This window comes from Veillonella denticariosi JCM 15641 (assembly GCF_002959855.1).
GTDB lineage: Bacteria > Bacillota > Negativicutes > Veillonellales > Veillonellaceae > Veillonella > Veillonella denticariosi.
Genome location: NZ_PPDB01000007.1, coordinates 194771 through 220230, shown reverse-complemented (window position 1 = coordinate 220230; position 25460 = coordinate 194771). Strand labels below are relative to the sequence as shown.

Sequence of the window (25460 nt, the reverse complement as noted above, 5' to 3'; positions counted from 1 at the left end):
ATATAAAATAAAAAAGACTAACCTAAGTTAGTCTAATGGTGCCGAGGACCGGAATCGAACCGGTACGGTTGTTTCCAACCGACGGATTTTAAGTCCGTTGCGTCTGCCTGTTCCGCCACCCCGGCATGGATGACGTTTGTGGAGGCGGCACCCAGAATCGAACTGGGGAATAAAGGTTTTGCAGACCTCTGCCTTACCGCTTGGCTATGCCGCCATATAAAATTGGAGCGGGAAACGAGATTCGAACTCGCGACCCCCGCCTTGGCAAGGCGATGCTCTACCACTGAGCTATTCCCGCATGTACATGGTGCCTCAGGACAGAATCGAACTGTCGACACACGGATTTTCAGTCCGTTGCTCTACCGACTGAGCTACCGAGGCATGATGGCGACCCCGATCAGATTTGAACTGACGATCTTCGCCGTGACAGGGCGACATGTTAACCGCTACACCACGGGGCCTTATCCAAAGTACTTGATTAGTATATCGGTTATCACAATATTTGTCAACACTATAACAAAAGATTTTTCATAAAACGTTCTTCATTCCGCAAGGTCGTAGAATCCTTATGTCCGGGCTCAACTATCAGGTTTTTAGGCAATGATAAAAGGTAGCGTATACTCGCCAATAACTGTGATGCATTGCCATTATAATTGTCCGTATTTCCCACATTTTGCTTGAAGAGAGTGTCCCCCGTAAAAAGGTATTCACCTATTTCAAGGCAAACAGATCCGGCACTATGCCCCGGCGTATGATGCACAGTTATCGTAAAAGGATCTAAATTCAACTTACCGGGCAACAGATCTTCACAGTCGGTATACATCTTTTTTTTATATACACTGGGGCGTCTTCTAATGAGCTGTAGCAACTCCTGATCTTCCGGATGCAAATACGCAGGAATATGGTAATGCTCACAGATATCATCCAAAGCGGATACGTGATCACAATGGCCATGTGTTAATAATACGGCTAAAGGCTGTGAATCCCCTACCATATCGATTATATGATGACTATGAAAACCGGGATCGATGATTAGAGATTTTCCATCTTGAATCAATACATAACAGTTAGCCTTATATAACCCTAGCGGACGTTTTATAATCTGCATCGTTCCTCCTAAAGAATTTTATAGCGTTTAAGAGGTTCTTTCTTGATAAAATAACCTTCCCAGAATTGGGGGTGTAACATAACGAGAATAGTAAATAATTCCAGACGACCTAATAGCATATCAACAGATGCGATTAATTTAGCCGTATTCGGCATAACAGCAAACGAATCAGTCGGACCAAATCCGCCAAAGCCTAAGCCTACATTGCTTACGAATGCGGTAACAACCTGTAATGCATCATAAGTCGTCAATCCCGTACATGTCATTAAAAAGGCGGAGCCTACATAGATCAACAAATAAAGGAATATAAACTGTTGTGTCATCTGAATCGCTTTTTCCGGCATCGGCTTACCATTGATGCGCACAACCTGTACCATATCGGGATGAATTGATTTACGTAAATACAGAATACTGCTCTTAATAAGAGTGATAAGCCGAATAATCTTTATGCCCCCTGTAGTAGATCCGCTGCAGCCTCCAAAAAAAGTACAAATGAACAGCATCATTTGCGCTGCTGCCGGCCATAAATCATAATCGCTGACAGCAAATCCGCTCCCGGTCTGTAAAGACACCAGATTAAATGCCGAATCCCGAACGATCTGCAATGGATCAGTATAGCCAGAATGCCATGCTAACGATATTGCCGTAACTGCAATACCAATAAATAAAACGAGCCAATACATGCGGGTTTCAAAATCATGTAAAAGAACCCCTATTCCCCGTTGCAATGCCCCGTAATATATAGCAAAATTACCACCTGCAAGAATCATAAAGAATATAAACACAAAGCAAATGTAATTGTTCTGCTCATAAATAAATGCACCTGCCGTAGTCGGAGTAAATCCGCCCGTAGAAATGATGGAGAACGCATAATTTAATGCATCAAAAGGACTTAGTCCTCCCGCCCATAACATAAGGAAGCATAATACGGTAAACACCACATATAACTGCCATAATTTCAAAGCTATAGATTGTACACGAGGCATCACCACGCCTACCTTAGGTACAGATGCTTCGGCATTAAAGAAATGAGCTGCATCAGCACCTAAATTTTTTAGAAAGGAAAGAATTAAAACGATAATTCCCATCCCGCCGATCCAGTGCATTAAACCGCGCCAAAGAATAAACGTATCCGGCAGCTCATCAACATTATAAATTATAGTAGCGCCCGTAGCCGTGATACCGGATGTAGCTTCAAAAAGGGCATCAAAACCATTCGTAAGTATTCCACTGCCTAGAAAGGGAATGGCCCCTAAAATAATCGTTAGAATCCAAATGGAAGATACTACAAGAAAGCCGTCACGCAAACTGAAATTTTGACTGTCACGACCATAGCGAACAAGAACCGCCCCCAGTACTACGGAAAGACCGGTAGTAATTAGAAATGACCAGTATGCAGTTTCAAATGCTATGCCATATATAAAGGGAATTATCGTAAATACCCCGTAAATATAAAGTAGCTTGCCCACCAAAGACATGACGATTTGAATGCGCATAGACCCTCCAGACTACGTGAGATACTTAAGTAATTTACTTACCGATTCAGGTAAGGTAAACATAATGATATGATCACCATCAAGAATCCTCGTGTCACCGCGAGGAACAATGGCTTCATCACCGCGTAAGATAACACCGACCAAAGCTTTTCCGGGGAGGCGTATATCCTTTAACTGTTTGCCTGCCACCGGAGATTCATCGGTAATAGCGATTTCAATAGATTCCGCCTTACCTCCTTCAAAGGTGGAAATAGATACAACACCTTCTCCGCTGCGAACAAAGCGCAAAATTTGCCCTGCTGTCAAGAGGCGCGGAGAAAATACGACGTCAATACCGACCTGCTCCATAAGCATAATATACTCAGGGCGACCTACGCGAACAACAGTTTTAGGAATACCCATATGTTTTCCTACAAGGGCCACCAACAGATTCAGTTTATCATCATCCGTCAATGCGATGATAACATCACTATCCGCAATTTCTTCGGCTTCAAGCAGGTCAAAATCGGTACCATCACCATTGATGACCATCGCTCTATCGACTTGAGCCGCTAACTGTTCGCATCGTTCAAAATTTTTCTCAATAATCTTAACGGAAAAGCCGGCCTGTTCTAATAGTACAGTCAAATTTCGCCCCAATAAACCTGCGCCGATGATGACAGCGCGTTTGTAAAAAGCCGTATGATTATGAAACCATTGATTTTCTACCGTTTCAATCCCTTCTTTAAGGCCTAAAAAGAATACGCTGTCGCCGGGTTGCAGCTGGCTTTCACCATGGGGAATAATCATTTCCCCATATCTTAGAATACCTACGAGCAGAACCCCCTCAGGAAATTGAATATCCTTCAGTGCACGCCCCACTATCGGTACCTCATCATTCAGTTTGAATTCCATAAGACGCACAGCCCCCTGTCCGAATTCCTCCACGTCAATGGCAGACGGAGTTTCAAGAATTCGCAACAATTCCTGCGCTGTAACCATCTCAGGATTGATAAATAGATCTACGCCCAGCTTGAATTTCATATCGTCATCCATATGTTCAGCCAGATTATTATCCCGTACACGGGCAATAGTCGTAGGCACGCCCATGATTTTAGCCACTGCACAAGACAGCATATTTACTTCATCCGAATCCGTTACGGCAATAAACATGCCCACATCAGACATGTCGATTTCATTGAGCAGTTGTAAATCACTGCCATTCCCCTGGACTAAACTGACATCCAAAGTGCTTTCAAGATTGTTAATGCGTTCCGGTGATTTGTCGATTACATATACATCATGATCATCCTGAAGCAATCGTTGTGCTAATGAATAGCCGACCTTACCGGCCCCTACAATGACAATTTTCATCGCCTTTATTCCTTGTCTTGTGACTCATTACCTGCGAGAGATGAACGACCGATGTCTGTAAGTAAGGTCCAACCATCCTCTTGAATAATCTTCTTTTCCTTCATCAAATGGCCCAATGCCCGTTTGAAAGCCGCCTTGCTGATGTTAAATTTATCTTTGATTAACATCGAGGACGACTCATCACTATAAGGCATTTTACCTCCTCGGTTAAGGAGATATTCCATAATAATATCTCCATCCGATACGATGGCTTTTTCCTTTATAGGTCGCATTGATACATTGATACGTCCGTCGTCACGTTTGAATGTAATACGACCTTCAACCATCTCGCCCACCTTTAATTTTCTGGTCATTTCCGAGCGGTGCAAAAATGCAATCCATCGCTCCGGCGTAATAAAAAAGGCCCCATCGCTTGTCAAATTATAGATAGCCCCCTTTACCATCTGTCCCACAACGGCCTCCGTAGCCGCTTTAGAAGCGCGACGCATTTCGTCATCCACATCCATGGATACAGCCATGCGTCCGGATTTATCCGTATACAGACGGACCCAAACCTTTTCACCGATTTGTGGACGACCACGCATTTCAGCGTGAGGCATAAAAATTCCACGCTCTGTGCCGACCTCGACGAAACAGCCGAAATTCGTCGTATTAATCACCTCTACATAACCGATCTGACCAACCTTCATAGCCGGTAAACGCATCGATGCCGTTAAACGCCCTTTCGGATCCCGATATAGAAATACCTCTACTTCATCACCAATCGCAACAGGCATCGTTTGCTGATCCTTGTGCAATAGAATATCATCGTTGGTATTCCCCGTTTGTCCATCTAAAAAGGCACCCTGGTCACTAGTACGCAGTACTTTTAATGTGGCAATCGTATTTTCCAACAATTCCGTCGCCATTTTAAACTCCTTCAAACGGAACTCGCTGAGCATCATTCCACAGTTCTTCTAAACCATAGAACTCACGCAATTCGCTTCCGCCAAAAATATGACAAATAATATCGCCGAAATCCAACAGGATCCATTCACCCTCTCTGTATCCTTCCCGATGTCGGACGGTCATACCGAGTTCAGCCCCTTTATCTTCAATTTCATCGGCAATACTTTGGGACTGCTTGATATTATTTGCGCTGGTGATAAGAAAGTAATCTCCCAACATGGAAATTCCTTCCAAATCTAAAATCGTAATATCTTTTGCTTTCTTATCAAATCCGGCTTGTGCTAATTGCAATACAATTTCTTTAATATCTTTCTTTTCTTTCATTCTATCTCCTTATCGGTTCTCTTTTTTAGCGTTGTTATCATCACCGGGCTCTGTCGGCTTTGTAGTCGCCTTTTTTGAATCTTCAGAATCATCGGAACGCTTTGTAGTGGAGTTTGTCGGTGCCGATATGAACTGTGTCATTTCATTAGCCGGCAATGTTCCCATCATAATGCCAACCAATCGTTGTGCTTCTGTAGGGTTTATATTCCAATACGTTTTATCTTCAATAACTTCCTTTTCACCCGGCAGAATATAAAAATGAATCTGATCTTTATTCATGCGCCCCACATTGTACATTAACTTGATAGCATCCATCGTGGAGATATTGCTTTCATAATAATCCCACACACGCCAAATATGCCATGCATTAGTAAGGAAGAAAGAATTATGTTCGTTCTCAACCCATAATTTCAAAAACCGTTCCTGACGCTGTAATCGTGTAAATGTATCGTTCTTCGGATCGGAATAGCGCAAATATGCCAGAGCTTTATCACTGTTCAATGTCTGATAGCCGCGACGTAAATCGATATCCTGTACACCATTAGCATCAAAATGTTCCATATTCTGTTCCACATAGATTTGCTGATCGCCTAATACGTCATTAGTTTTTTTGAAAGCATCCTGATTCACCACGATGTAGTAAGGGATCGATATATGGAACATATCCTCTACAACTGCTTTTGTTAATTCAATACCGCCCTTTTCATACATAGTGTTCAGCATAACCGTTGCAGTCTGATCCCGATTATCAATCTTGCTGTTACTTGGTATACCTATAATATCCATCGTTTTCTGATCGATATTGATAGATAACAGAAATAAACTGTCACCTTGACTTGGATTATTTTCATCAGTACCGACTACGAGAACATAAACAGGCTTATCAAGGCGCTTCTGCTCCACAGATACTGTGGATACATCTTGTTTATCGGAGGTCTCCTCTACGGTGTTCTCGCTATAGCCCGTAATCGACCTATATACATATGACACACCGGTGTACAATCCCCATCCGATACCGCTGAGGACAGCTATAAGAATAATTCCTACAATAATAAGTCTTGTCCATTTAACCTTTGATTGTCGTTGACGTCTCCGTCTACGTCGGCGAGCTCGAGCTCGTTCACGTTCTTCCATTACTTATACTCCATTATTTACACGAACGTAATATATCATTGCGACCGAGGATGGTCAGCGGATAAATTGAAAGTTGTTGATCCAGGAGATACCTTAAGGTCGTATCATAGCCGAGCAAAACCGCTGTATCTAAATCCTCATCGGCCGCCTTGCGCAACATATCTACGCCGGGAAACTCCCGATTAGGCTCAATATAATCGGCTAAAAAGATGATTTTATCCAATTTGGACATCCCCACCTTACCCGTTGTATGAACGCGTATAGCTTCCAGCACATCGCGATTCGTAACAGCGAAGTCCCGCTCAGCTCGTATCATCCCTGCAAGGCCATGTAATAAAGCACCGTTTTGCAACATTTCATCATCCGCATCATAAGTACTGCCCCGAACAAGATGCTGCATAGCCTGCAAAGGCATTTCCTTAGCACAGTCATGTAACAATGCTGCCAAACGAGCCTCATCCCGATTTACTCCATACCGTTCAGCTAATCGTGTCGCCGCTTCAACCACACCTAAAGTATGTTTAAAACGTTTTTTTCCCATCAACCGACTAACCGCATCTTTAATTTCATCAAATGATAACATACTTCAATCCTTCTCATAAATATGATTATCTTCAATATAATCAACTACGCATTTAGGTAGCATATAGCGAACGGTCTTTCCCTCTCGCAGGCGCTCCCGCAAATATGTAGCGGACAATCTCATTTCAGGAACCTCCATAAGATGTACCTTGTCTCTTGCTATCGGTCCTAAAGCGTCTAAGGCGGCATCTATATCTGCAGATCCATCCGGCCTTGTAGCCCCGATAAAATGAACCTGCTCCAGTAGTTCATCGATATATTTCCACGTCGGTAATGCACAAATCGTATCTGTTCCGGCTATAAAATAAAATTCCACATCTGGCCCATACAGATTCTTGAAATAGTGTATCGTATCTACCGTATAGGACGGCCCGTCACGATGCATTTCCACATCGGATATTTCAAAGTTAGGGTTATCCATAACCGCAGCGGCTGTCATAGCATAGCGATGTCGACTGTCAATAACATCATGTTGCTTATGCGGTGGAATACGGGCAGGAACAAAGATAACCTTTTCCAGGCCGAAGCTTTCACATGCCACCTCGGCAATCATGAGGTGCCCCAAATGAATTGGATTAAAGGTCCCTCCGATAATACCTATCTTTCTTTTTTCTACCATAATAAGGTCACACCCTTTATGACAATGACACAAATAATGATAAATAAGAGCAATGCCTTACCATAGGACATCCATTCATATCGCCCCTTCGGGGTCTGAATATAACGATAATATGCCCTTATCAGATAGTATAGCTGTTTCACGACCGTACTTGACCTTCTCCAAACACAAAATACTTATAGGAGGTGAGAGCCTGTAATCCCATCGGTCCACGAGCATGTAATTTCTGTGTGCTGATGCCGATTTCCGCACCGAAGCCGAACTCAAAGCCGTCCGTAAAACGCGTGGACGCATTATGATATACGGTAGAGCAGTCCACGAGATTCATAAATACGGTAGCACGCATCGGCTCGTCGGTAATAATCGCTTCAGAGTGATGCGTCGTATACTGATTGATGTGATCTATGGCTTCAGCTAAAGAATCGACTATGCGCACATTTAAATCTAAATCGTTATATTCCGTACTGAACGATATATCTTCAAGAGGAATCGTGTTATTCATATATTTTGCCACATCTTGGTCACCATGGATGCGCACCTTATAGGATTCAAGTGCATCCTGTAAGCGAGGCAAGAATTCATCAGCCACCGCTTTATGTACCAGCAGGGTTTCCATGGCATTACAGACGGATGGACGTTGTACCTTGGCATTAACAGCAATTTGTACAGCCATGTCGAGATCGGCATATTCATCAACAAAGGTGTGACATATACCGCTACCCGTTTCAATAACAGGAATCTTACTTTCATTGACAACGCGACGAATAAGTCCGGCACCACCACGAGGAATGATAACATCGATATATTGTCTTTGCTCCAATAAAGTGCCCACCATATCGCGATCAAGGACTTCAACCAGTTGCACCGCATCCGGTGTAATTCCTTGAGTTTCCAATGTATTTCTCATAAGGTTTACGATAACCTGATTCGTATTAAATGCTTCTTTACCGCCCCGTAAGATGGTCGCATTCGAAGTCTTTAAGCAGAGTACACCGGCATCAACAGTCACATTGGGACGCGCTTCAAATATAATACCGATAACACCAAATGGAACAGCACGTTTTTCAATGCGTAAACCGTTAGGCCTCGTAATCGTTTCCAGTAGTGTCCCTACAGGGCTTTTCAGTTCAGCTACCTGGCGGATACCTAATGCCATCTGAGCTATTCTCTCCGGCGTCAATGTTAATCGATCCATCATCGTTTGCGGCACATCGTAATGAACGGCTTGGTCAAGATCCCTGGCATTAGCCGCCATGACCTCATCGATATGAGCTTCCAGAGAATCGGCAATGGCTAATAACGCGCGATCCAAAGAATCCTGATCAATTTGAGCCAGTTCATAAGAAGCTTCTTTAGCACGTTGTCCCATATCGACACATAGTTCTTCATATTGATTCATAGCAAAGCTCCTAATGTAATAAGACTAAATTGTTTCTATGTACAGCTTCATCATAGGTCGTATTTATGCCTAAGATATTTGCAATATCATTAGAATTATGACCTTTAATAGCCTTCATATCCGCTGTACCGTAATTCGTGAGACCGCGCCCGATTTCCTTTTCTCGATAATAAATAGAAATCGTGTCCCCCGGTTCAAATTCCCCCTCTACGGATATGATTCCGGCCGGCAATATGCTGGCGCCTTGATCAAGTATAGCGCGAGCACAACCGTCATCAACAACAATAGCCCCTTTTAATCGTTTTCCAAAAGCAAGCCAATGATGTTTACCGGATAAACTGCTGTCACGTGCCTCAAAAAGAGTCCCGATCTGTTCACCTTTGCAGACACGACGTATAGAATCTTCTACCTCACCGGAAGTGATTACCATAGGAACTCCGGAATTCGTCGCCATATGAGCCGCCTTAATCTTTGTATACATGCCGCCCGTTCCCATATCAGATCCGGCACCGCCGGCAATAGCAAAGGTGTCATATGTAATTTCCGATACGGTTTCAATCAATGTAGCATCCGGATGTATTGTCGGATTTTCCGTATAAAGGCCTTCTATATCCGACAAAATAATAAGTAAGTCAGCATCGACAATACCGGCTACCGTAGCCGATAAGGTATCGTTATCACCTATTTTATATTCCTCAATGGCGACCACATCATTTTCATTAATAATAGGAATGACATTGAGTTGTAGCAAAGTATGCAGTGTATTGCGTAAATTCAGGTAACTGTGACGACCTGTGCTATCCTCTTTCGTCAGCAAAATTTGCGCTACCGTACGTCCATATTCACGAAACATGCGCTCGTACATATGAATCAGAACGCCCTGACCCACTGCGGCCGCCGCCTGTTTTAATACGAGATCACGCGGTTTTTCTTTAAATCCTAGAGGTGCCAACCCCGCACCGGTAGCACCGGAGGATACGAGAATAACTTCCTTCCCCTGATTAGCCAAGTCAGACAATTGACGTACCAACTTTTCAATACGCTCTAAATTTAAATGTCCATTGGCATAGCAAAGAGTACTACTGCCTACCTTTACTACAATTCGCTTTGCCTTTACGATAGCGCTACGCATAGGATGAGTCCTCCACTGATGAAAGCAACCACATGAAATCTACAGGCGTCATGGTTATTAAAATACGTTCAAGATAAAATGCATCTTACTTCGGTAAAATAATCTTCGGTTCCCTTTTCGCCTTATATAAAACGCCGTTGAATCCGATGACTTGTACAAGTTCTGCGCCCAACATATCCGCTAACTCTTGGAAAATCGTCTTCTCCTCAGGGCTGTTGTTATGTAGCTTGACTTTGATGAGTTCTCGTGCCATCAATGCCGCACGTGCATTGTCAATCACACTATCTTCCAAACCGTTTTTACCGATTTGTACGACCGGTGTCATTGTCGCCGCCAAAGAACGTAAATACCGTTTTTGTTTTCCTGTCATCATTACTCCTACTCTCGGAATGTAAAGCGTTGATCGCCGATAACAACTTCGTCACCGTCTTTACAACCTTTTTCCTTCAATTTAGCATCTAATTCCATAAAACGCCAAATGCGTTGAAATCTGCGAAGCGATTGATCGTCACTCAGATTTGTCATAGCTACCAATCGTTCAATTCGTTTACCGGTTATATAGAAAGCTGCATCATCACCGCGAGTAATTACAAATTCCACATCTGGTTTCGCCTCATACATCACCGTATCGTCAGTAGCCTCAGGTTCCGGTGCATAATTTTCCACGTAATAGTATGCCCGCTCCATAAGTTCAACTAAACCGTCACCGCTGAGAGCATTGATGAGGAACACCTCATATCCCTTATCTTCAAAATATTTCTTCGTATCAGAAATCGTAGTGTCATCAAAGACCAGGTCGATTTTATTCAATGCAACGATTTGCTTCTTATTCGCCAATTTCTCAGAATATTTACGCAACTCCTCATTAATAGCATCAAAATCAGCCTTTGGATCACGCCCCTCGATACCGGATACATCCAATACATGAATCAAAATATTGGTACGTTCGATATGGCGCAGAAAATTATGACCTAGCCCCACACCTTCACTGGCCCCCTCTATGAGTCCCGGAATATCGGCCAATACAAAGCTACGTTCACCGGAAAGTGTCACTACACCGAGAACCGGTGTTAATGTGGTAAAATGATAGGCCGCCACCTCCGGCTGTGCTTTAGATACCTTTCGGAGAATACTGGATTTACCCACGCTCGGATACCCCAGTAAGCCCACATCAGCAAGAACCTTCAATTCCAATTGCAACCAGAATTCTTCACCGGGCTCGCCCTTTTCCGCAAATGTCGGTGCGCGATTGGAACTGGTCTGGAATCGTGCATTACCGCGACCTCCACGACCACCCTTAGCAATGATGTACATATCCCCATCATTGATGAGATCACAAAAAATTCGTCCCGACTCTTCTTCTTTTATCACTGTACCTAAAGGTACGGGAATGATAAGCGGTTCCGCCCCGCGACCGTGTTTATTGGAGCTTTCACCATTGCCGCCCGCAGGGGCTTTAAATTGCCGCTTATATCGGAAATCGACGAGAGTATTAATATTTTTATCGGCTTTAAAGATGACATCTGCCCCTTTACCGCCGTCACCGCCGCTGGGTCCACCATTAGGAACGTATTTTTCACGACGGAAACTGGACATGCCGTCACCGCCGTCACCGGCTTTCACAAATACACGAGCTCGATCTATAAACATATGTTGACTCCTATGAACTATTATTGTAACAGTTCCACTGCTTTTTGAATTTGAATATCTTCTAATGTGCTCGTTGGAGATACCCCCTTCGGTAAATCCAACTCTACATCAGGACTAATGCCGATACCGTCAATAACACGATCATTCGGCGTATGATACTTGGCTATAGTCACCTTGATACCTTCATTATCAAAGCTTGGGTATACGGACTGTACCGTTCCTTTACCATATGTGTTAGTCCCCAAAATCGTTCCCAACTTACGATCCTGAATAGCACCCGCAATGATTTCAGATGCACTGGCGGATCCCTTATTGACTAAAACAACTAATGGAATTGTCGTTTCAGAACCGTCTGATTTATAAGTAGCCAATTTACCGGAACGATCTTGAACAGTTACGAGTGTTCCCGGAGGCATAATATAATTGGACAACTTTTCTGCTGTAGAAAGTAATCCGCCCGGATTATCCCGTAAATCAAGAACTAATGCTTTCATGCCTTGAGACTGCAATTCCTTATATTGAGTTTCGAAATCGTCAGCCGTATATTCTGCAAATTGGCTTACTCGAATGTAGCCGATTGTAGGTGTAAGCATTTTACTTTTTACAGTAGGTAAAACAATAGACTCTCGAGTGATATCAAAATGGAGCCTTTCCCCATTTCGTTCCACATCAAGTGCTACTACTGTTCCGGGTTCCCCTCTGATAAGTCCGGAGGCCTGATCAATAGGAACATCTTTGGTAGATTGACCATCAATGGTTAAAATATGATCACCAGTTTTAACTCCGGCTTTAGCGGCCGGTTGATCCTCCATGACGCTGACTGCATATAACCCTTGTTCGTCAATACCTAAAACCATACCGACACCGGCATATGTAGCGGAAGTCTGTTGTTTTATATTACTATATTCATCCGCATTTAAATATACGCTGTGAGGATCTCCTAAAGAATCCACCAGCCCCTTTAGCATTCCGTCATACAATGTAGACTTATCCATAGGCGTCATAAAGACTTGACTGGCTGCATAATAAGCAACAAATAATCGCGGCAACCCGAAAAAAGAACCTGATAGGTACCAGAAGGTAAGCCACATGATGACGATACCGGCCCCTATATATCTCAATAAGGACCAAAGTACCGTCCGTGTATCAAATTTCATCTTATAAATATCCCATTGGATCCACAGGATCCCCGCTTATACGAACTTCAAAATGCACGTGTGGGCCGGTACTGTTACCGGTACTACCTGCATAGGCAATAACTTGCCCTTTTCCAACATCCTGTCCTTCAGAAACGGCTAAATCAGAATTATGACCGTATAAGGTCGACATACCATTACCATGATCGATAACTACGGCATAACCATAACCGCCCATCCAACCGGACCAAACAACAGTACCGCCATCAGCCGCATGAACAGGAGTACCTTCATCAACACCGATATCGATACCGGAATGATAAATCGTGGTTCCCCAGATCGGATGTGTACGATAGCCATAAGGCGAAGTAATCTCACCACTTACAGGCCAACCTAATTGTCCTGTCCCTTGCACCCAAGTATATCCTGATGATGAAGCCTGCTGTGCCGCGGCAGCTCGGGCTGCCGCCCGTTCCGCCTGGCGCTGTTTCAAGAGTGCTGTAATCTGCGCTGAGGATGCATTTAACTCTTCAATCGCCTTCATAGCTGTCGCCTGATCAGTCTTAGCCTTCTCTAATACGACGGCTCGTTCTTGCTTTTTCTGTTCAATTTCAGCTTGTTTCGCGACAGCTGCCTTTTCTAATTCTACAAGTTTTGCCCTGGATTGTTCCAACGCCTGCTTACGAGCTTCAATTTCAGCGCGTTCCTTTTTGATTTCATTGATGAGATTTATATCGGAATCAATGATGCGTTTTAAAATTTCCAAACGATTCGCAAAGTCATTAAAATCCTTTGAGCCGATAACCACATCAATATAACTGAGACGACCGTTGATATAAATATCTCTTACCCGTTTATAGAAAACGGCCTCACGACCCTTTAATCGTTTTTGAGCTTCCGCCAACAGCTTTTCATTGACAGTAATATCATTTTCAACGGCAACTCGTTGCTGTTGAATTGTTTCCAAATCATGTTGTGCCTGCCGCAACTGTACTTCAATTTGTCGCAATTGTTCAGATACGCTGACAATAACACTTTCCGCATCTGTCTTAATCGCATTCTGTTGATTTACCTGTTGCTGAATGGCATCTAGCTGATTTGTTAAATCCTCATCTTCCGCCGCTATGTATAGAGGTGTTCCCAATACGACTATACCTGTTAAAAGCGTCGCTACAAGACGTGACTTAAACATGTAATATTTCATAAACTATTACACCTTCATATATTGTTTTAAAGAAATAGTACTGCCGATAGCACCGACTACGATGCCGCCACCTAAAATATATAGTGCTACATCATAAAAAAATGGGAACATCGGTACTAATGGAAAGAATGCCAATGATTCGAATACTTCCATCGAAATGAAATGATAAAACTCACCTACGCAAAGAACGGCGATGATGGCCCCTATAAAGCCCAACAGCATGCCCTCAATCAAAAACGGCCAACGAATAAAACCATTCGTAGCCCCTACGTATTTCATGATGGCGATTTCTTTACGACGTGCAAATACGGTAAGGCGAATTGTATTGGAAATGATGAACAATGTAGCAGCCGCCAGGAAAGCAATCAATACGATGCCACTGATTCTGATAACTTGAGTGATGCGGAATAACTCCTCCACAATATCTTGTCCGTAATGCGTACTTTCAACCCCTTGGAAGGTTGTCACCAGTTTAGCGGTCGTCTTTACATCATTCGGGTTATCAAAGGTCAATACATACGAATTAGGTAACGGGTTTACCCCACCTAAAGCATTTACCAGCTGTTGCTGGTCCCCCAGACGTTCCTTAAATTCCTTCATGGCCTGTTCTTTATTTACAAATTCCAAATGTTTCAAATTCGGAATCGCCTTTATCTGTTTTCCCACAGCCATAATCTGATCAGTTGTCAGACCGTCCTTAAGATATACACTTAGCTGCACCTGATTTTCCAAGCTGGATGCCATATTGTTCAAGTTAATAACACCACAAAGGAAAACACCGAGCATGAATAAGGACAATGCCACCGTCGAGATAGATGCCAACGTCATTAATCCATTGCGCTTCATCGACTTGAGGGCTTCTTTGAAAAAATATTTTAATGTTCTAGGCTTCATTAACTTCTGCACCTCTCATATTATCACTCTGTACACGACCATCTTTAAGACGGATAACACGCTTATTTAAGTACGAAACAATATCCATATTATGAGTAACCATAATAACAGTAGTGCCGAAATTATTGATATGTTTAAATAAATCTACAATATCCCGACTTGTTGTAGGGTCTAAATTTCCTGTCGGTTCATCAGCAATAAGAACGGTCGGACGATTGACAATAGCTCGAGCGATTGCAACGCGTTGCTGTTCCCCGCCGGATAAATCCTCCGGCATATCATTCGCCTTATCAGTCAAACCCACCAGTTCAAGAACATGACTCACTTTTTCTCTGATCACCTTTGGTTTTTCCTCGATTACTTCGAGAGCGAAGGCGATATTTTCAGATACCGTCTTATTAGGTAAAAGACGGAAGTCCTGGAATACTACGCCCAGTTTTCTACGCAACTTCGGAATTTTACTGCGTTTCATGCGCGTAACATCAAACTCATCTACAAGAACACTACCCGAATCCGGTACGACTTCATGAGTTAATAATTTAAATAATGTCGATTTCCCTGCACCGCTGTGACCGCAAATAAGCACAAATTCGCCGTCATTAATCGTCAAACAAACGTCATCTAATGCAGTGGAACCATTATCATAAACTTTACTAACATTCTTAAATTCAATCATGGGGGTCCCCTTTTATTACTTACGAGCGATTACACGTTTTGCTGCTGCCACAATATCATCTGCGGACAAACCGTATTTTACCATCAATTCTTTTGGTGTCCCGCTCTCCCCAAACGTATCTTGAACACCGACGAATTCCATAGGTACCGGATTATTAGCCACTACAACTTCCGCCACGGCAGAACCGAGGCCACCGATGATATTATGCTCTTCCGCAGTCACGATAGCACCTGTTTCAGCGGCTGCTTTTACAATAGCATCAGCATCGATAGGTTTAATAGATGCCATATTGATAACACGAGCCGATACATTGGACTGACCTAATATTTTAACCGCCTCAAGTGCAGGTCCGACTAAGGCGCCGCATGCGATGATAGTTACGTCGGATCCATCAGCCAACATTGCAGATCTACCCGGTTCAAATATATACCCTTCCGCCGTTACATCCTCTACACCGGCACGACCCAAGCGAACATATACAGGTCCTTCATAAGCCGCAGCCCATTCAATAACAGCTTCCGTTTCCCGTTCATCAGCCGGAACGACAACTGTCATATTAGGCAATGTACGCATACAGGAAATATCTTCTAAACTCTGATGAGTCGCCCCGTCTTCACCAACAGTAATTCCCGCATGAGTGGCACATACTTTCACATTGAGTTTCGGATAACATACAGCGTTTCGAATCTGCTCAAACGCACGTCCCGTCGCAAACATAGCAAAGGAAGACACAAACGGAATTTTTCCTGCCGCAGCCAATCCAGCACCGACGGAAATCAAGTTCTGTTCTGCAATCCCCACATTGAAGAAACGTTCAGGGCATGCCGTTTTAAATGTATCGGTCTTGGTAGATTTAGATAAATCCGCATCTAAAACGATAATATTCTGATTGGCTTTGCCAATGCGAGCCAGTGCATTGCCATATGCTTCACGTGTTGCTTTACCCATTATTGCACCCCCATAATTTCATTCACAAACTCCGTACCTTGTTCAGCACTCGGAGCCTTGCCGTGCCAGCCGGCTTGACCTTCCATTTCTCCGACACCCTTACCTTTTACGGTGTGCATTACGATACATGTAGGTCCTTCTGTGAAGGCCTTTGCCGCTTCTATGGCATCATGCAGTTCATCGAGATTATGACCATCCACTTCGATTACATTCCAGTTGAAAGCTTTAAATTTTTCAGGAATCGGCAATGGAGACAATACCTTTGTAATATCTCCATCAATTTGTAATCCGTTAAAATCCACAAAAGCAGTCAGATTGTTGAGCTTATAATGACCGGCAAACATAGCCGCTTCCCATACTTGCCCCTCTTCGAGTTCACCGTCCCCGAGAATGGAGTAAACACGATAATCAGCATTATCGATTTTACCGGCTAGAGCCATGCCACAGGCTGCAGATATCCCCTGCCCCAAAGAACCCGTAGACATATCTACGCCCGGTGTATGTTTCATATCCGGATGGCCCTGTAACATATGATTGATTTTACGAAGATTGAGGAGCTCCTCTTTCGGAAAATATCCCTTTTCCGCCAATGTCGCATACAAGGCGGGTGCCGCATGCCCTTTAGACAATACAAAGCGGTCTCTATCGGGATTCTTAGGATTTTTAGCATCCACATTCATCTCTACATAATAAAGCAATGCCATTACATCAGTGATAGATAAAGAACCTCCGGGATGCCCTGATTTGGCAGCCGTAACAGACTGTATAATACTAACGCGAATAGCTTTTGCTTTCTCTTGAACTAATTGTTTAACATCTTGTGTTAATGCAGCCATAGAGACCTCACTTTCTGGATACTATCCATATATAATTAGAAATCCTTTAATAATGAAATAGCGATTTCCGCATTGCGTTGAGAATCGGATCTCAATGCTCGGATGCGGTCATAGGACTCCTGATAAACAGTCTTTGACGTCAATAATTCATGGCAACGTCTATATAATGCTTCCTCCCTCAAATGAGTCATCGTTCCAATAGGTTCTTGGCCAATCATATGTAAAAAGCTGGTGATTTTCGGATCATAAGAGATTCCGATAACAGGTTTTCCCATGAGAGAACTGAACACCAATGCATGGAGACGTATACCGATCATCAAATCCACATTTCCGGATAAAGATAATTGTTGCTCTGTGGAAAATGGGCCTTCTAACACAATAGCCCCTTTCGGCATAAGCCCGGCAATCAGTTTTGCTTCTTTAGTATCCTCGGGATGAGACATAGGGATAAATATAATTTCTACTTGGTCCTGTCCCTGCAAGCGCGCCAACACATTAGCCAGTGATTCCCGATACTCCGTATCCTCTTTCCAGCTGCGTACTGCAACACCAATACGCTTAAGTGATATCCCGGTATCAGGCAACTTAGACGTGTATCCGTCTAATATATGCTGACCGATAGATATATCGGCTTTATTCATAGCCAGTACCGCATCGGCGGTAACCTCTACATCCTCAATTCCTAAGGACTCCAATTCATCTTTAGAAATGGAGTCGCGTACCGTGATGGCATCTACAAATTTCAACATGCATCCTACGGCACGGCGTGTAGATTTGCGATTGAGAGGTCCTATACCTTGAGAGTAAAGCATAACCTTTTTACCCATCAACTTTGCGAGGCCCATAATACTCAAGTAATAATATGTATTACGTATACTCGTCGCATCTTGTAAAAGACTGCCGCCCCCGCTGATGACCAAATCGGAACTCGCAATGGCTTTCACAATACCTGGCGCCGAAAAGGTACCGACAGCATGAATATCATGTTTCTTACTGGTCTCTCGCGGATTACCCGAAATAACCGTTATGTGCGCATCAGCCTCTTCCTTACGAATTGCATCAACGATAGCACATAACATGGCTTCATCACCGGCATTGCCAAAGCCGTAATAACCGGAGATAACAATATTACTCATGTTTTACCTCCTGCTGTTGAAACCATTGTGTTACGTACATCATAAAACGTATCGCAATAATCAACGCAAGACCGATAACGACACCTATAAGCAATCCATCATAGCCGCGCATGATGGACATAAATACAGGGGTCCGAATATGACAGAATGTTTCAACCATGGATGCAATACCGATAACACCGGTAATCGTCAAAACAAAATGAATCACTGTAGGCCATTTTCTAAGGAATCCAAAAGTAGCTAACATCAACATAGGATGTCCAATGATAAATTCCTTTTCACGAGGTCGTGCATACAGTGTATTCTCAAGGAATCGGCGAAGCATCAGTTCAAAACCCGGTACCGGCACACCTGCCGTATGACCGCTGCGCCCTAAAAATACCCAAGCTGCACCACCTAGCGCGGCAATGATAAAGAATACATAAAACTTAACATCCATCGTAAGAAACTCAACAACGAACCGTTTAGCTTCTTCTTGAGAGTTAATCATGCGCCCTTTCCAGAGAGGAAACCGTTGTAAATACGCTATCATTACAAGAATAATCGGCAATACAAATGTTAATTTAACACCTCTGAAGAGTGCAAACTCCATAAAGAATTTCGTATTTCCCAGAAGAGCGGCGATGAACATTCCACCTATAGCCGCGAATAATGCGGCGACAACAAGGTATAACACGGAAAGCAGTATGGATTTAACCGTCCCCAACGGGCGAGAAGCGTCATAACGGCGCCATTCCTCCATCAGACAGATCATAGCACCTACAGGTGCCAGTACAGCTGATGAAAGGGCCCAAATTTGAGTAATCAACGTACCGCTCGTAATAATAAAAATTACGATGGACACTAAAGAGATACCAAAGAATGCAACTAACTGCGTATGTTTAGGCATAGGTATAAACATCTGCGCCACATATACAAACAATGCCACCGCCCCAATCATACTTAATACGACAAGCAGTGGATTTGGCGTATACGCCGGATAAATATCGGCAGGACCGAACTCATAGCCTTTTGCAGATAACTTATCTGTTGCCATCGCAATATAATTAATTGTCGTTTGTAACACGGTCTCATTATTTTGACCGGTTTCATATACAGGGAACAAATTATAGCGAATGTTACGTTCAATATCACTGATATAAAAACGCTGAGCGGACTCTTCAGGTGTGATTTTCTTTAATTCATCTTTAGCAATAGTATAAACGCGACCTACACTATAGCCATTCTTGGCAGCCATTTCAAGAAATCCTTGTTGCGGCTCATATTGAAGCTGATTTACCGCCTCAATACCGACTAATGGAATATGGTGTTTATTTAGCAGTTCCACTGTTTCATCAATGTGGTTCGGTGCCCCCAGAGCTTCTTTCCCGGCAAAAATCATACCGGTCACATGAGGTACACCATCTAGACGATTAAAGACATATTGAATATCTTCTGATGTTACATTTCTGTAGTTAGTGGGGCGAACAATAACATTAAAGCCTTTATCGGCCACTTCCTCAGCCTGTAATTTGGAAATGCCGAGATTCATCTTTTTATAACTGTCTTCTGTAGCACCGTATAATTCAATAACAGGTCCTATGCTCGTGTTGAGTTCATGTACCTTATCCTTGCCGATACGATGATACAAGTCCTCTCGAATTTCCTTGTAATAACCTTCCTTACCTGAAGCAAGTGCTATATACAGAGCCCCCGGTTTTACAGATGCTCCGTTAACACGAACGGAATTCATATCTTGCGCAGTCAATAATCTGATTTGACCGGCATCGTGCGCCTTTTCCAATGTACGATCATAAATGGCAAATGCTGTGACACCTGCATTCCGCAATGCATCAAAAGCTTCTTCCTGACTTCTTTTTTCAAAGGCATTGGCACGCAATACCGCATCATAGTCAACAATATTTTCAATATGATTTTGAGACTTTTCAATTTGATGTCGTTCAAATACCAAGTATAACGATGATAATAAACCAACAATAATACAAAGTATAAGAATCCAAGAATACTTATTTTTTTGTGCGCTCCGACGATTCACGGCAAATCCTTTCTATTTGAGTACAGGGATAACTTTAATATGAATTTCCCCATTAGTAACGTCAATACGTTCCGCTTTCACAGGAATCGGAAACGTATTGAAATCGTAAATTTCTGTAGTTTCCAGAATACCGGATGTAAAGCCCGGAATCGTTGCACCGTTAAGAGTAAATCTCTTAGGTGCAAAAACCAATGTATTTCCCTTTAATTCCAACGCACCTTCAAGTTGAATAGTGCCTCGGAACATCATACCAACATTCATATCCCCGGATAAGGTAATCTTATCATTACCGATGTTCACCTTAACATCTTTAATGGTATTACCTGCTTGTTCACTCAAAAATGCAGATAAATCCGCACTTGTAATAACACCGTCGATGCTAGCTTTCCCCACGCTAATTACATCCAGTTCCTGATTAGCAATCAAAGAAACAGGATTAATTAAAATTTGCTTTGCATCATAATCAAAGTTTGCAAAATTCAATTTGCCTAATCGTACGTTTTTAAGCGTGCCCGACACTTGATCCGCTTCCCCATATAACAGTTTAAAGCCAGGCTGTACCTCTACATTGACAACTTGAGAATCAGGTTGTAGAGACTTATTAATTTCTTTTTCAATGCGCGATTCCACATAGTTAGGCAATAAAAATTGAGTCGCTAAGAAGATGCCCACGACAAGCACCAGTAAAAAGAGTAAAAACTTTTTCATCATGTCTCCTAAATCGTTAAATTAGCTTCCTTTTTCAAGTACCCTTCGATGAATTGATCAATATTACCATCCATAACAGATTGTACATTGCCAGTTTCCACGCCGGTACGATGATCTTTTACAAGATTATATGGATGGAATACATAGGATCTGATTTGACTGCCCCATTCAATGGCCTGATAAGTACCACCGATTTGTTCCTTCAATTCAGCCTGTTTTTCTAGTTCCAGTTCGAATAATTTAGCTCGCAATAATCGTAATGCCTGTTCTCTATTCTGTATTTGAGAGCGTTGAGACTGACATTGTACGACGATTCCCGTCGGTCTATGAGTCATACGGACAGCGGAGTCGGTCTTATTAATATGCTGTCCGCCGGCACCACTGGCCCGATACGTATCAACTTGTACATCCTTCATATCGATATTGATATCTACCGTATCATCGATTTCCGGCATAACATCGACAGCTGCAAAGGATGTATGACGACGCGCCGCTGCATCAAATGGTGAAATTCGAACAAGACGATGTACACCCTTTTCTGATTTTAAATACCCAAAACTATTTTCGCCTTTAATAAGAAATGTGGCCGATTTAATACCTGCTTCATCGCCGGGCTGTTCATCCATAAGTTCAACAGAATATCCCGATTTTTCAGCCCAACGTAAATACATACGAATCAGCATAGAACACCAGTCTTGTGCTTCTGTACCGCCGGCTCCGGCATGGAAAGTCAGAATCGCATTGTTTGCATCATATTCACCGCTCAATAAAAGCAATACTTCTTGTTTCTCAACGGTTTCTTCAATATGGTCAACATAATCTTTAATATCGCCTTCCATTGAAGAATCATCTTCCTCAATAGCCATATCTAGCATGACGCCGGCATCTTCAATATCGCTAATCAATTGTTTATAACCTTCTACAGCATTTTTCAGTTGTGTCGCTTCTTGAGATATCTCGCGGGCCTTATCCGGATTATCCCAAAATGTGGGATCACTCATCTGCACGTCAAGTGTAAAAATCCGCTCTTCCTTCTGAGCGATGTTAAAGTGAATCCCTCATTCCATAAATACGTTCTTCCAGGTTTGCAATAATCGGTTTTAAATCCTCTAACAATTTATGTTCACCACCTTCGATAATGACTCCAGTAAAATGAAAATGGCCGTTGCCCAAAAGATCTCCCACTGAGCAACGTGCCATTCACAAATTTTAATCTATATTTTGTGGCTCCAACACATCTTCATGATGGGATTGTGCACCTTCCAAGTGATCAACAGGTTGTTCAATTTCCTCAATCAATTGTGCACGAATTTTGTATAACGCCATGATTGTCTCATCTTGAATCGCTTCAATCATACGTTGGAACATTTCATAGGCTTCAAATTTATATTCCACCAACGGATTTTTTTGTCCATATGCACGAAGACCGATACCTTCACGCAACATGTCCATATTATCCAAATGTTCCATCCATTTGTTATCAACAACGCGCAACATAATAGCCTTTTCAAGTTGTCCGAACATAGCTTCGCCAAGCATATCCACACGATCTTGGTACTCTTCATGAGCAATATCCAATAAGCGTTCCAAAAGGTCCTGACGACTATATTCCTCCATGTCTTGAGCTGACATAATATCTTCTGTTAAGAAGTACTGACTCAAATGTTTATATAAGCCTTCATAGTCCCATTCCTCCGGATAGAGTTTTTCATCTGCATAAGTATCTACAGACTCAGTCACCAGCTTATTGATCATTTCATCTATAGTTTCACGCAACGATTCATTGCATAAAATGCGACGACGTTGTTCATACAGGACTTCACGTTGTTGATTCATAACATCATCATATTCAAGGACATACTTACGAATATTATAGTTATGATCTTCTACTTTCTTTTGAGCCCGTTCAATTGATTTAGTAATCAACGAATGTTCGATAGGCTCGTCTTCTTCCATGCCTAATTTATCCATGATGCCCGAAATATTGTCGGCACCAAAGATACGCATCAAATCATCCTCTAAGGACAAGAAGAACTGCGATGACCCCGGGTCACCTTGACGGCCTGCACGACCGCGTAATTGGTTATCAATACGACGGCTTTCATGACGTTCTGTACCTAAAATAGCCAAACCGCCGAGTTCAGCCACCCCTTCACCGAGGGAAATATCAGTACCGCGACCGGCCATATTCGTGGCAATGGTCACCATACCCATTTGACCGGCATCTGCAACGATTTCCGCTTCTTTTTCATGATGTTTCGCGTTCAAAACCTTGTGAGGTACACCGGCACGTAACAGCATATCTGAAAGTTCTTCAGATTGCGTGATGGAAGTTGTACCGATCAAAATCGGTTGCCCCTTCTGATGGCGCTCTACAGCATTTCGTACAACGGCACGATACTTAGCAGCCTTCGTTTTAAAAATCTGATCCGGTAAATCCACACGGGCCAACGGTTTATTAGGTGGAATCGGCAATACGTCCAATCCGTAAATATCGTTGAATTCCTTTTCTTCCGTTTTGGCTGTACCGGTCATACCTGCTAACTTTTCATACATACGGAAATAGTTCTGGAATGTAATGGATGCCAAGGTCTGGCTTTCACGTTCAACCTGTAATCCTTCCTTTGCTTCGATTGCCTGATGCAAGCCATCGGAATAACGGCGGCCGAACATCAAACGTCCCGTAAATTCATCGACAATAACGACTTCATTGTCCTTGACCACATAATCGACATCGCGATGCATCATTGCGTAAGCACGTAAGGAGGCACCGAGCAAATGATTCAACTCGATATTTTCAGAATCATACAGATTTTCAACGCCAAGCATTTTTTCCACTTTAGCAATACCCGAATCCGTAGGCGCAATGGTCTTCTGTTTTTCATCAATCGTATAGTCTTCATCTTTTACAAGATGAGGAACGATTTTAGCCAACTTATAATAATTATCCGTAGAACGTTGACCAGGTCCCGAAATAATCAATGGAGTTCTAGCCTCATCGATAAGAATAGAGTCAACTTCATCGACGATAGCATAATTCAAAGGCCGCTGCACCATTTGCGATGCATCGGATACCATGTTATCACGCAGATAGTCAAACCCGAACTCATTATTTGTACCATATGTAATATCGCAAGAATAAGCTTCCTTACGTTGGTTATAATCAAGGTTTGCTACGATAAGACCGACAGATAGACCTAAAAATTTATATAATTTCCCCATCCACTCACTATCACGCGTAGCCAAATAATCATTGACAGTAACAACATGAACACCTTTACCTGTAAGGGCATTTAAATATACCGGCAATGTCGCTACCAAGGTTTTACCTTCACCGGTACGCATTTCTGAAATATTTCCACGATGAAGTGCAATACCGCCGATCATTTGCGTATCAAAATGACACATTCCCAACACGCGTTTAGATGCTTCGCGAACGACAGCAAATGCTTCCGGTAATATATCATCCAGGGATTCACCCTTTTGTATGCGACGCTTAAACTCATCTGTTTTAGCAACTAAATTAGTATCACTGAGTTTTACATAATTAGGTTCAATTTCATTAATATGGTCGACAATAGTGCGCATCTTCTTAATTTCATGAGCGCTATTATTGCCAATTAGCCTTTGTAAAAAGCCTAACAAACAAATCACTCCTCTACAGGACATCTTACATTATCTTATCTAATTTATTATAACGAAAACGCCTTGAATAGTCAAAGAATTCAAGGTGTTTTACTATTATTTCTCCACATTACCGTTCCATAATAAACTCAAAATTAAAAAATATTTTTTACCCGATATACTTTCATTGACAGTCGGTCTAGAAAAGTCCGCACATAAAGGGACCGTTTCTTTTATCAAAAGGCCATACTCCAATGGTAAAATTAGTTGGCGAGGCATTGCTAGTTTGATATAATTAGGTTCATTGGTGTGGTTTTATTTCATATTTTAATTATACCAATGGAATGGGTCCTTCGGGACCCTTTTTCCTTATAAAATACAGAAAAATAGCTATTAGTTGATTATATATAATCAACTAATAGCTATTTTTAGTAGAAAGGGGCTGTTTTGTTACAGCCCCTTTTTTATAATAATCGGCTGACTCTGACAATAGAAAGGAGTTTAGAATAAATGGTCAA

General features: G+C 42.5%; 23 protein-coding genes and 5 tRNA genes. All 28 read right to left on the bottom strand.

The features are described from left to right. Window positions 1–36 precede the first annotated feature (36 nt). The 28 genes from VEHSUH05_RS06535 to secA all read right to left on the bottom strand — a co-directional run bounded on the left by VEHSUH05_RS06535 (window position 37) and on the right by secA (window position 24963). Window positions 37–125, bottom strand: a tRNA-Leu gene (locus VEHSUH05_RS06535). A 14-nt stretch (window positions 126–139) separates the two neighbouring features. Beyond that, a tRNA-Cys gene (locus tag VEHSUH05_RS06530) sits at window positions 140–214 on the bottom strand. 9 nt (window positions 215–223) lie between these two features. Further along, a tRNA-Gly gene (locus VEHSUH05_RS06525) sits at window positions 224–298 on the bottom strand. Window positions 299–305: 7 nt separating this feature from the next. Beyond that, window positions 306–381: transfer RNA gene (locus VEHSUH05_RS06520), tRNA-Phe, on the bottom strand. Between the two features lie 4 nt (window positions 382–385). Next, window positions 386–461: transfer RNA gene (locus VEHSUH05_RS06515), tRNA-Asp, on the bottom strand. 50 nt (window positions 462–511) lie between these two features. Beyond that, a complete protein-coding gene (locus VEHSUH05_RS06510; protein WP_105091102.1) occupies window positions 512–1108 on the bottom strand; it encodes an MBL fold metallo-hydrolase in 597 nt (198 codons plus the stop codon). An 8-nt stretch (window positions 1109–1116) separates the two neighbouring features. Continuing rightward, window positions 1117–2604, bottom strand: coding sequence for a TrkH family potassium uptake protein (locus VEHSUH05_RS06505; RefSeq protein ID WP_105091101.1), 1488 nt, complete (start codon window positions 2602–2604; stop codon window positions 1117–1119). Between the two features lie 12 nt (window positions 2605–2616). Further along, window positions 2617–3957, bottom strand: a complete 1341-nt coding sequence (gene trkA, locus VEHSUH05_RS06500; RefSeq protein ID WP_105091100.1) for a Trk system potassium transporter TrkA — start codon at window positions 3955–3957, stop codon at window positions 2617–2619. Between the two features lie 5 nt (window positions 3958–3962). Then, on the bottom strand, window positions 3963–4865 hold the full coding sequence (locus VEHSUH05_RS06495) for a CvfB family protein (protein WP_105091099.1): 903 nt from the start codon (window positions 4863–4865) through the stop codon (window positions 3963–3965). Window position 4866: 1 nt separating this feature from the next. Next, window positions 4867–5229 carry a ribosome silencing factor gene (gene rsfS, locus VEHSUH05_RS06490; RefSeq protein ID WP_054673248.1) on the bottom strand — a complete coding sequence of 121 codons (363 nt, stop codon included), beginning with the start codon at window positions 5227–5229 and terminating at the stop codon, window positions 4867–4869. A gap of 9 nt (window positions 5230–5238) precedes the next feature. After that, window positions 5239–6363: an LCP family glycopolymer transferase gene (locus VEHSUH05_RS06485; protein WP_105091098.1), complete on the bottom strand. Its 1125-nt coding sequence runs from the start codon at window positions 6361–6363 to the stop codon at window positions 5239–5241. A 13-nt stretch (window positions 6364–6376) separates the two neighbouring features. Beyond that, window positions 6377–6946 (bottom strand): bis(5'-nucleosyl)-tetraphosphatase (symmetrical) YqeK, encoded by a 570-nt coding sequence (yqeK, locus tag VEHSUH05_RS06480; protein ID WP_038114795.1) that lies wholly within the window; start codon window positions 6944–6946, stop codon window positions 6377–6379. A 3-nt stretch (window positions 6947–6949) separates the two neighbouring features. Next, window positions 6950–7564 (bottom strand): nicotinate-nucleotide adenylyltransferase, encoded by a 615-nt coding sequence (gene nadD / locus VEHSUH05_RS06475; RefSeq protein WP_038114793.1) that lies wholly within the window; start codon window positions 7562–7564, stop codon window positions 6950–6952. A gap of 139 nt (window positions 7565–7703) precedes the next feature. Beyond that, complete coding sequence (locus VEHSUH05_RS06470; protein WP_054673244.1) at window positions 7704–8963, bottom strand: glutamate-5-semialdehyde dehydrogenase; 1260 nt, start codon at window positions 8961–8963, stop codon at window positions 7704–7706. A gap of 10 nt (window positions 8964–8973) precedes the next feature. After that, window positions 8974–10095 (bottom strand): glutamate 5-kinase, encoded by a 1122-nt coding sequence (proB, locus tag VEHSUH05_RS06465; protein ID WP_105091097.1) that lies wholly within the window; start codon window positions 10093–10095, stop codon window positions 8974–8976. Window positions 10096–10180: 85 nt separating this feature from the next. Beyond that, window positions 10181–10465, bottom strand: coding sequence for a ribosome assembly RNA-binding protein YhbY (gene yhbY / locus VEHSUH05_RS06460; protein WP_054673241.1), 285 nt, complete (start codon window positions 10463–10465; stop codon window positions 10181–10183). Between the two features lie 8 nt (window positions 10466–10473). Next, complete coding sequence (obgE, locus tag VEHSUH05_RS06455; RefSeq protein WP_095065805.1) at window positions 10474–11745, bottom strand: GTPase ObgE; 1272 nt, start codon at window positions 11743–11745, stop codon at window positions 10474–10476. Window positions 11746–11765: 20 nt separating this feature from the next. Next, window positions 11766–12902 carry a S41 family peptidase gene (locus VEHSUH05_RS06450; protein WP_095065804.1) on the bottom strand — a complete coding sequence of 379 codons (1137 nt, stop codon included), beginning with the start codon at window positions 12900–12902 and terminating at the stop codon, window positions 11766–11768. A 1-nt stretch (window position 12903) separates the two neighbouring features. Then, complete coding sequence (locus VEHSUH05_RS06445; RefSeq protein ID WP_105091096.1) at window positions 12904–14085, bottom strand: murein hydrolase activator EnvC family protein; 1182 nt, start codon at window positions 14083–14085, stop codon at window positions 12904–12906. Window positions 14086–14091: 6 nt separating this feature from the next. Then, the gene (ftsX, locus tag VEHSUH05_RS06440; protein ID WP_105091095.1) at window positions 14092–14979 is read right to left on the bottom strand and encodes a permease-like cell division protein FtsX; all 888 of its coding nucleotides are present in this window, start codon (window positions 14977–14979) and stop codon (window positions 14092–14094) included. Next, window positions 14969–15655 carry a cell division ATP-binding protein FtsE gene (gene ftsE, locus VEHSUH05_RS06435; RefSeq protein WP_105091094.1) on the bottom strand — a complete coding sequence of 229 codons (687 nt, stop codon included), beginning with the start codon at window positions 15653–15655 and terminating at the stop codon, window positions 14969–14971. The genes ftsX and ftsE overlap by 11 nt, the downstream gene beginning before the upstream one ends. A gap of 15 nt (window positions 15656–15670) precedes the next feature. Next, a complete protein-coding gene (locus VEHSUH05_RS06430) occupies window positions 15671–16603 on the bottom strand; it encodes a transketolase family protein (protein WP_105091093.1) in 933 nt (310 codons plus the stop codon). Further along, on the bottom strand, window positions 16603–17439 hold the full coding sequence (locus tag VEHSUH05_RS06425) for a transketolase (protein ID WP_105091092.1): 837 nt from the start codon (window positions 17437–17439) through the stop codon (window positions 16603–16605). The genes VEHSUH05_RS06430 and VEHSUH05_RS06425 overlap by 1 nt, the downstream gene beginning before the upstream one ends. Window positions 17440–17474: 35 nt before the next feature. Next, complete coding sequence (gene csaB / locus VEHSUH05_RS06420) at window positions 17475–18575, bottom strand: polysaccharide pyruvyl transferase CsaB (RefSeq protein WP_105091091.1); 1101 nt, start codon at window positions 18573–18575, stop codon at window positions 17475–17477. Then, window positions 18568–20610 carry a DUF5693 family protein gene (locus tag VEHSUH05_RS06415; RefSeq protein ID WP_105091090.1) on the bottom strand — a complete coding sequence of 681 codons (2043 nt, stop codon included), beginning with the start codon at window positions 20608–20610 and terminating at the stop codon, window positions 18568–18570. Before VEHSUH05_RS06415 ends, csaB begins: the two co-directional genes overlap by 8 nt. Window positions 20611–20622: 12 nt before the next feature. Next, entirely contained in the window at window positions 20623–21318 is a 696-nt protein-coding gene (locus VEHSUH05_RS06410) for an LmeA family phospholipid-binding protein (RefSeq protein WP_105091089.1), read from the bottom strand. 8 nt (window positions 21319–21326) lie between these two features. Continuing rightward, window positions 21327–22434 (bottom strand): peptide chain release factor 2 gene (gene prfB / locus VEHSUH05_RS06405; protein ID WP_245875958.1). Its coding sequence is split into 2 segments (ribosomal slippage): window positions 21327–22376 and window positions 22378–22434, totalling 1107 coding nucleotides; the frame shifts between segments, so codons are not numbered across the junction. A gap of 93 nt (window positions 22435–22527) precedes the next feature. Beyond that, the gene (gene secA, locus VEHSUH05_RS06400; RefSeq protein ID WP_105091088.1) at window positions 22528–24963 is read right to left on the bottom strand and encodes a preprotein translocase subunit SecA; all 2436 of its coding nucleotides are present in this window, start codon (window positions 24961–24963) and stop codon (window positions 22528–22530) included. Window positions 24964–25460 lie beyond the last annotated feature (497 nt).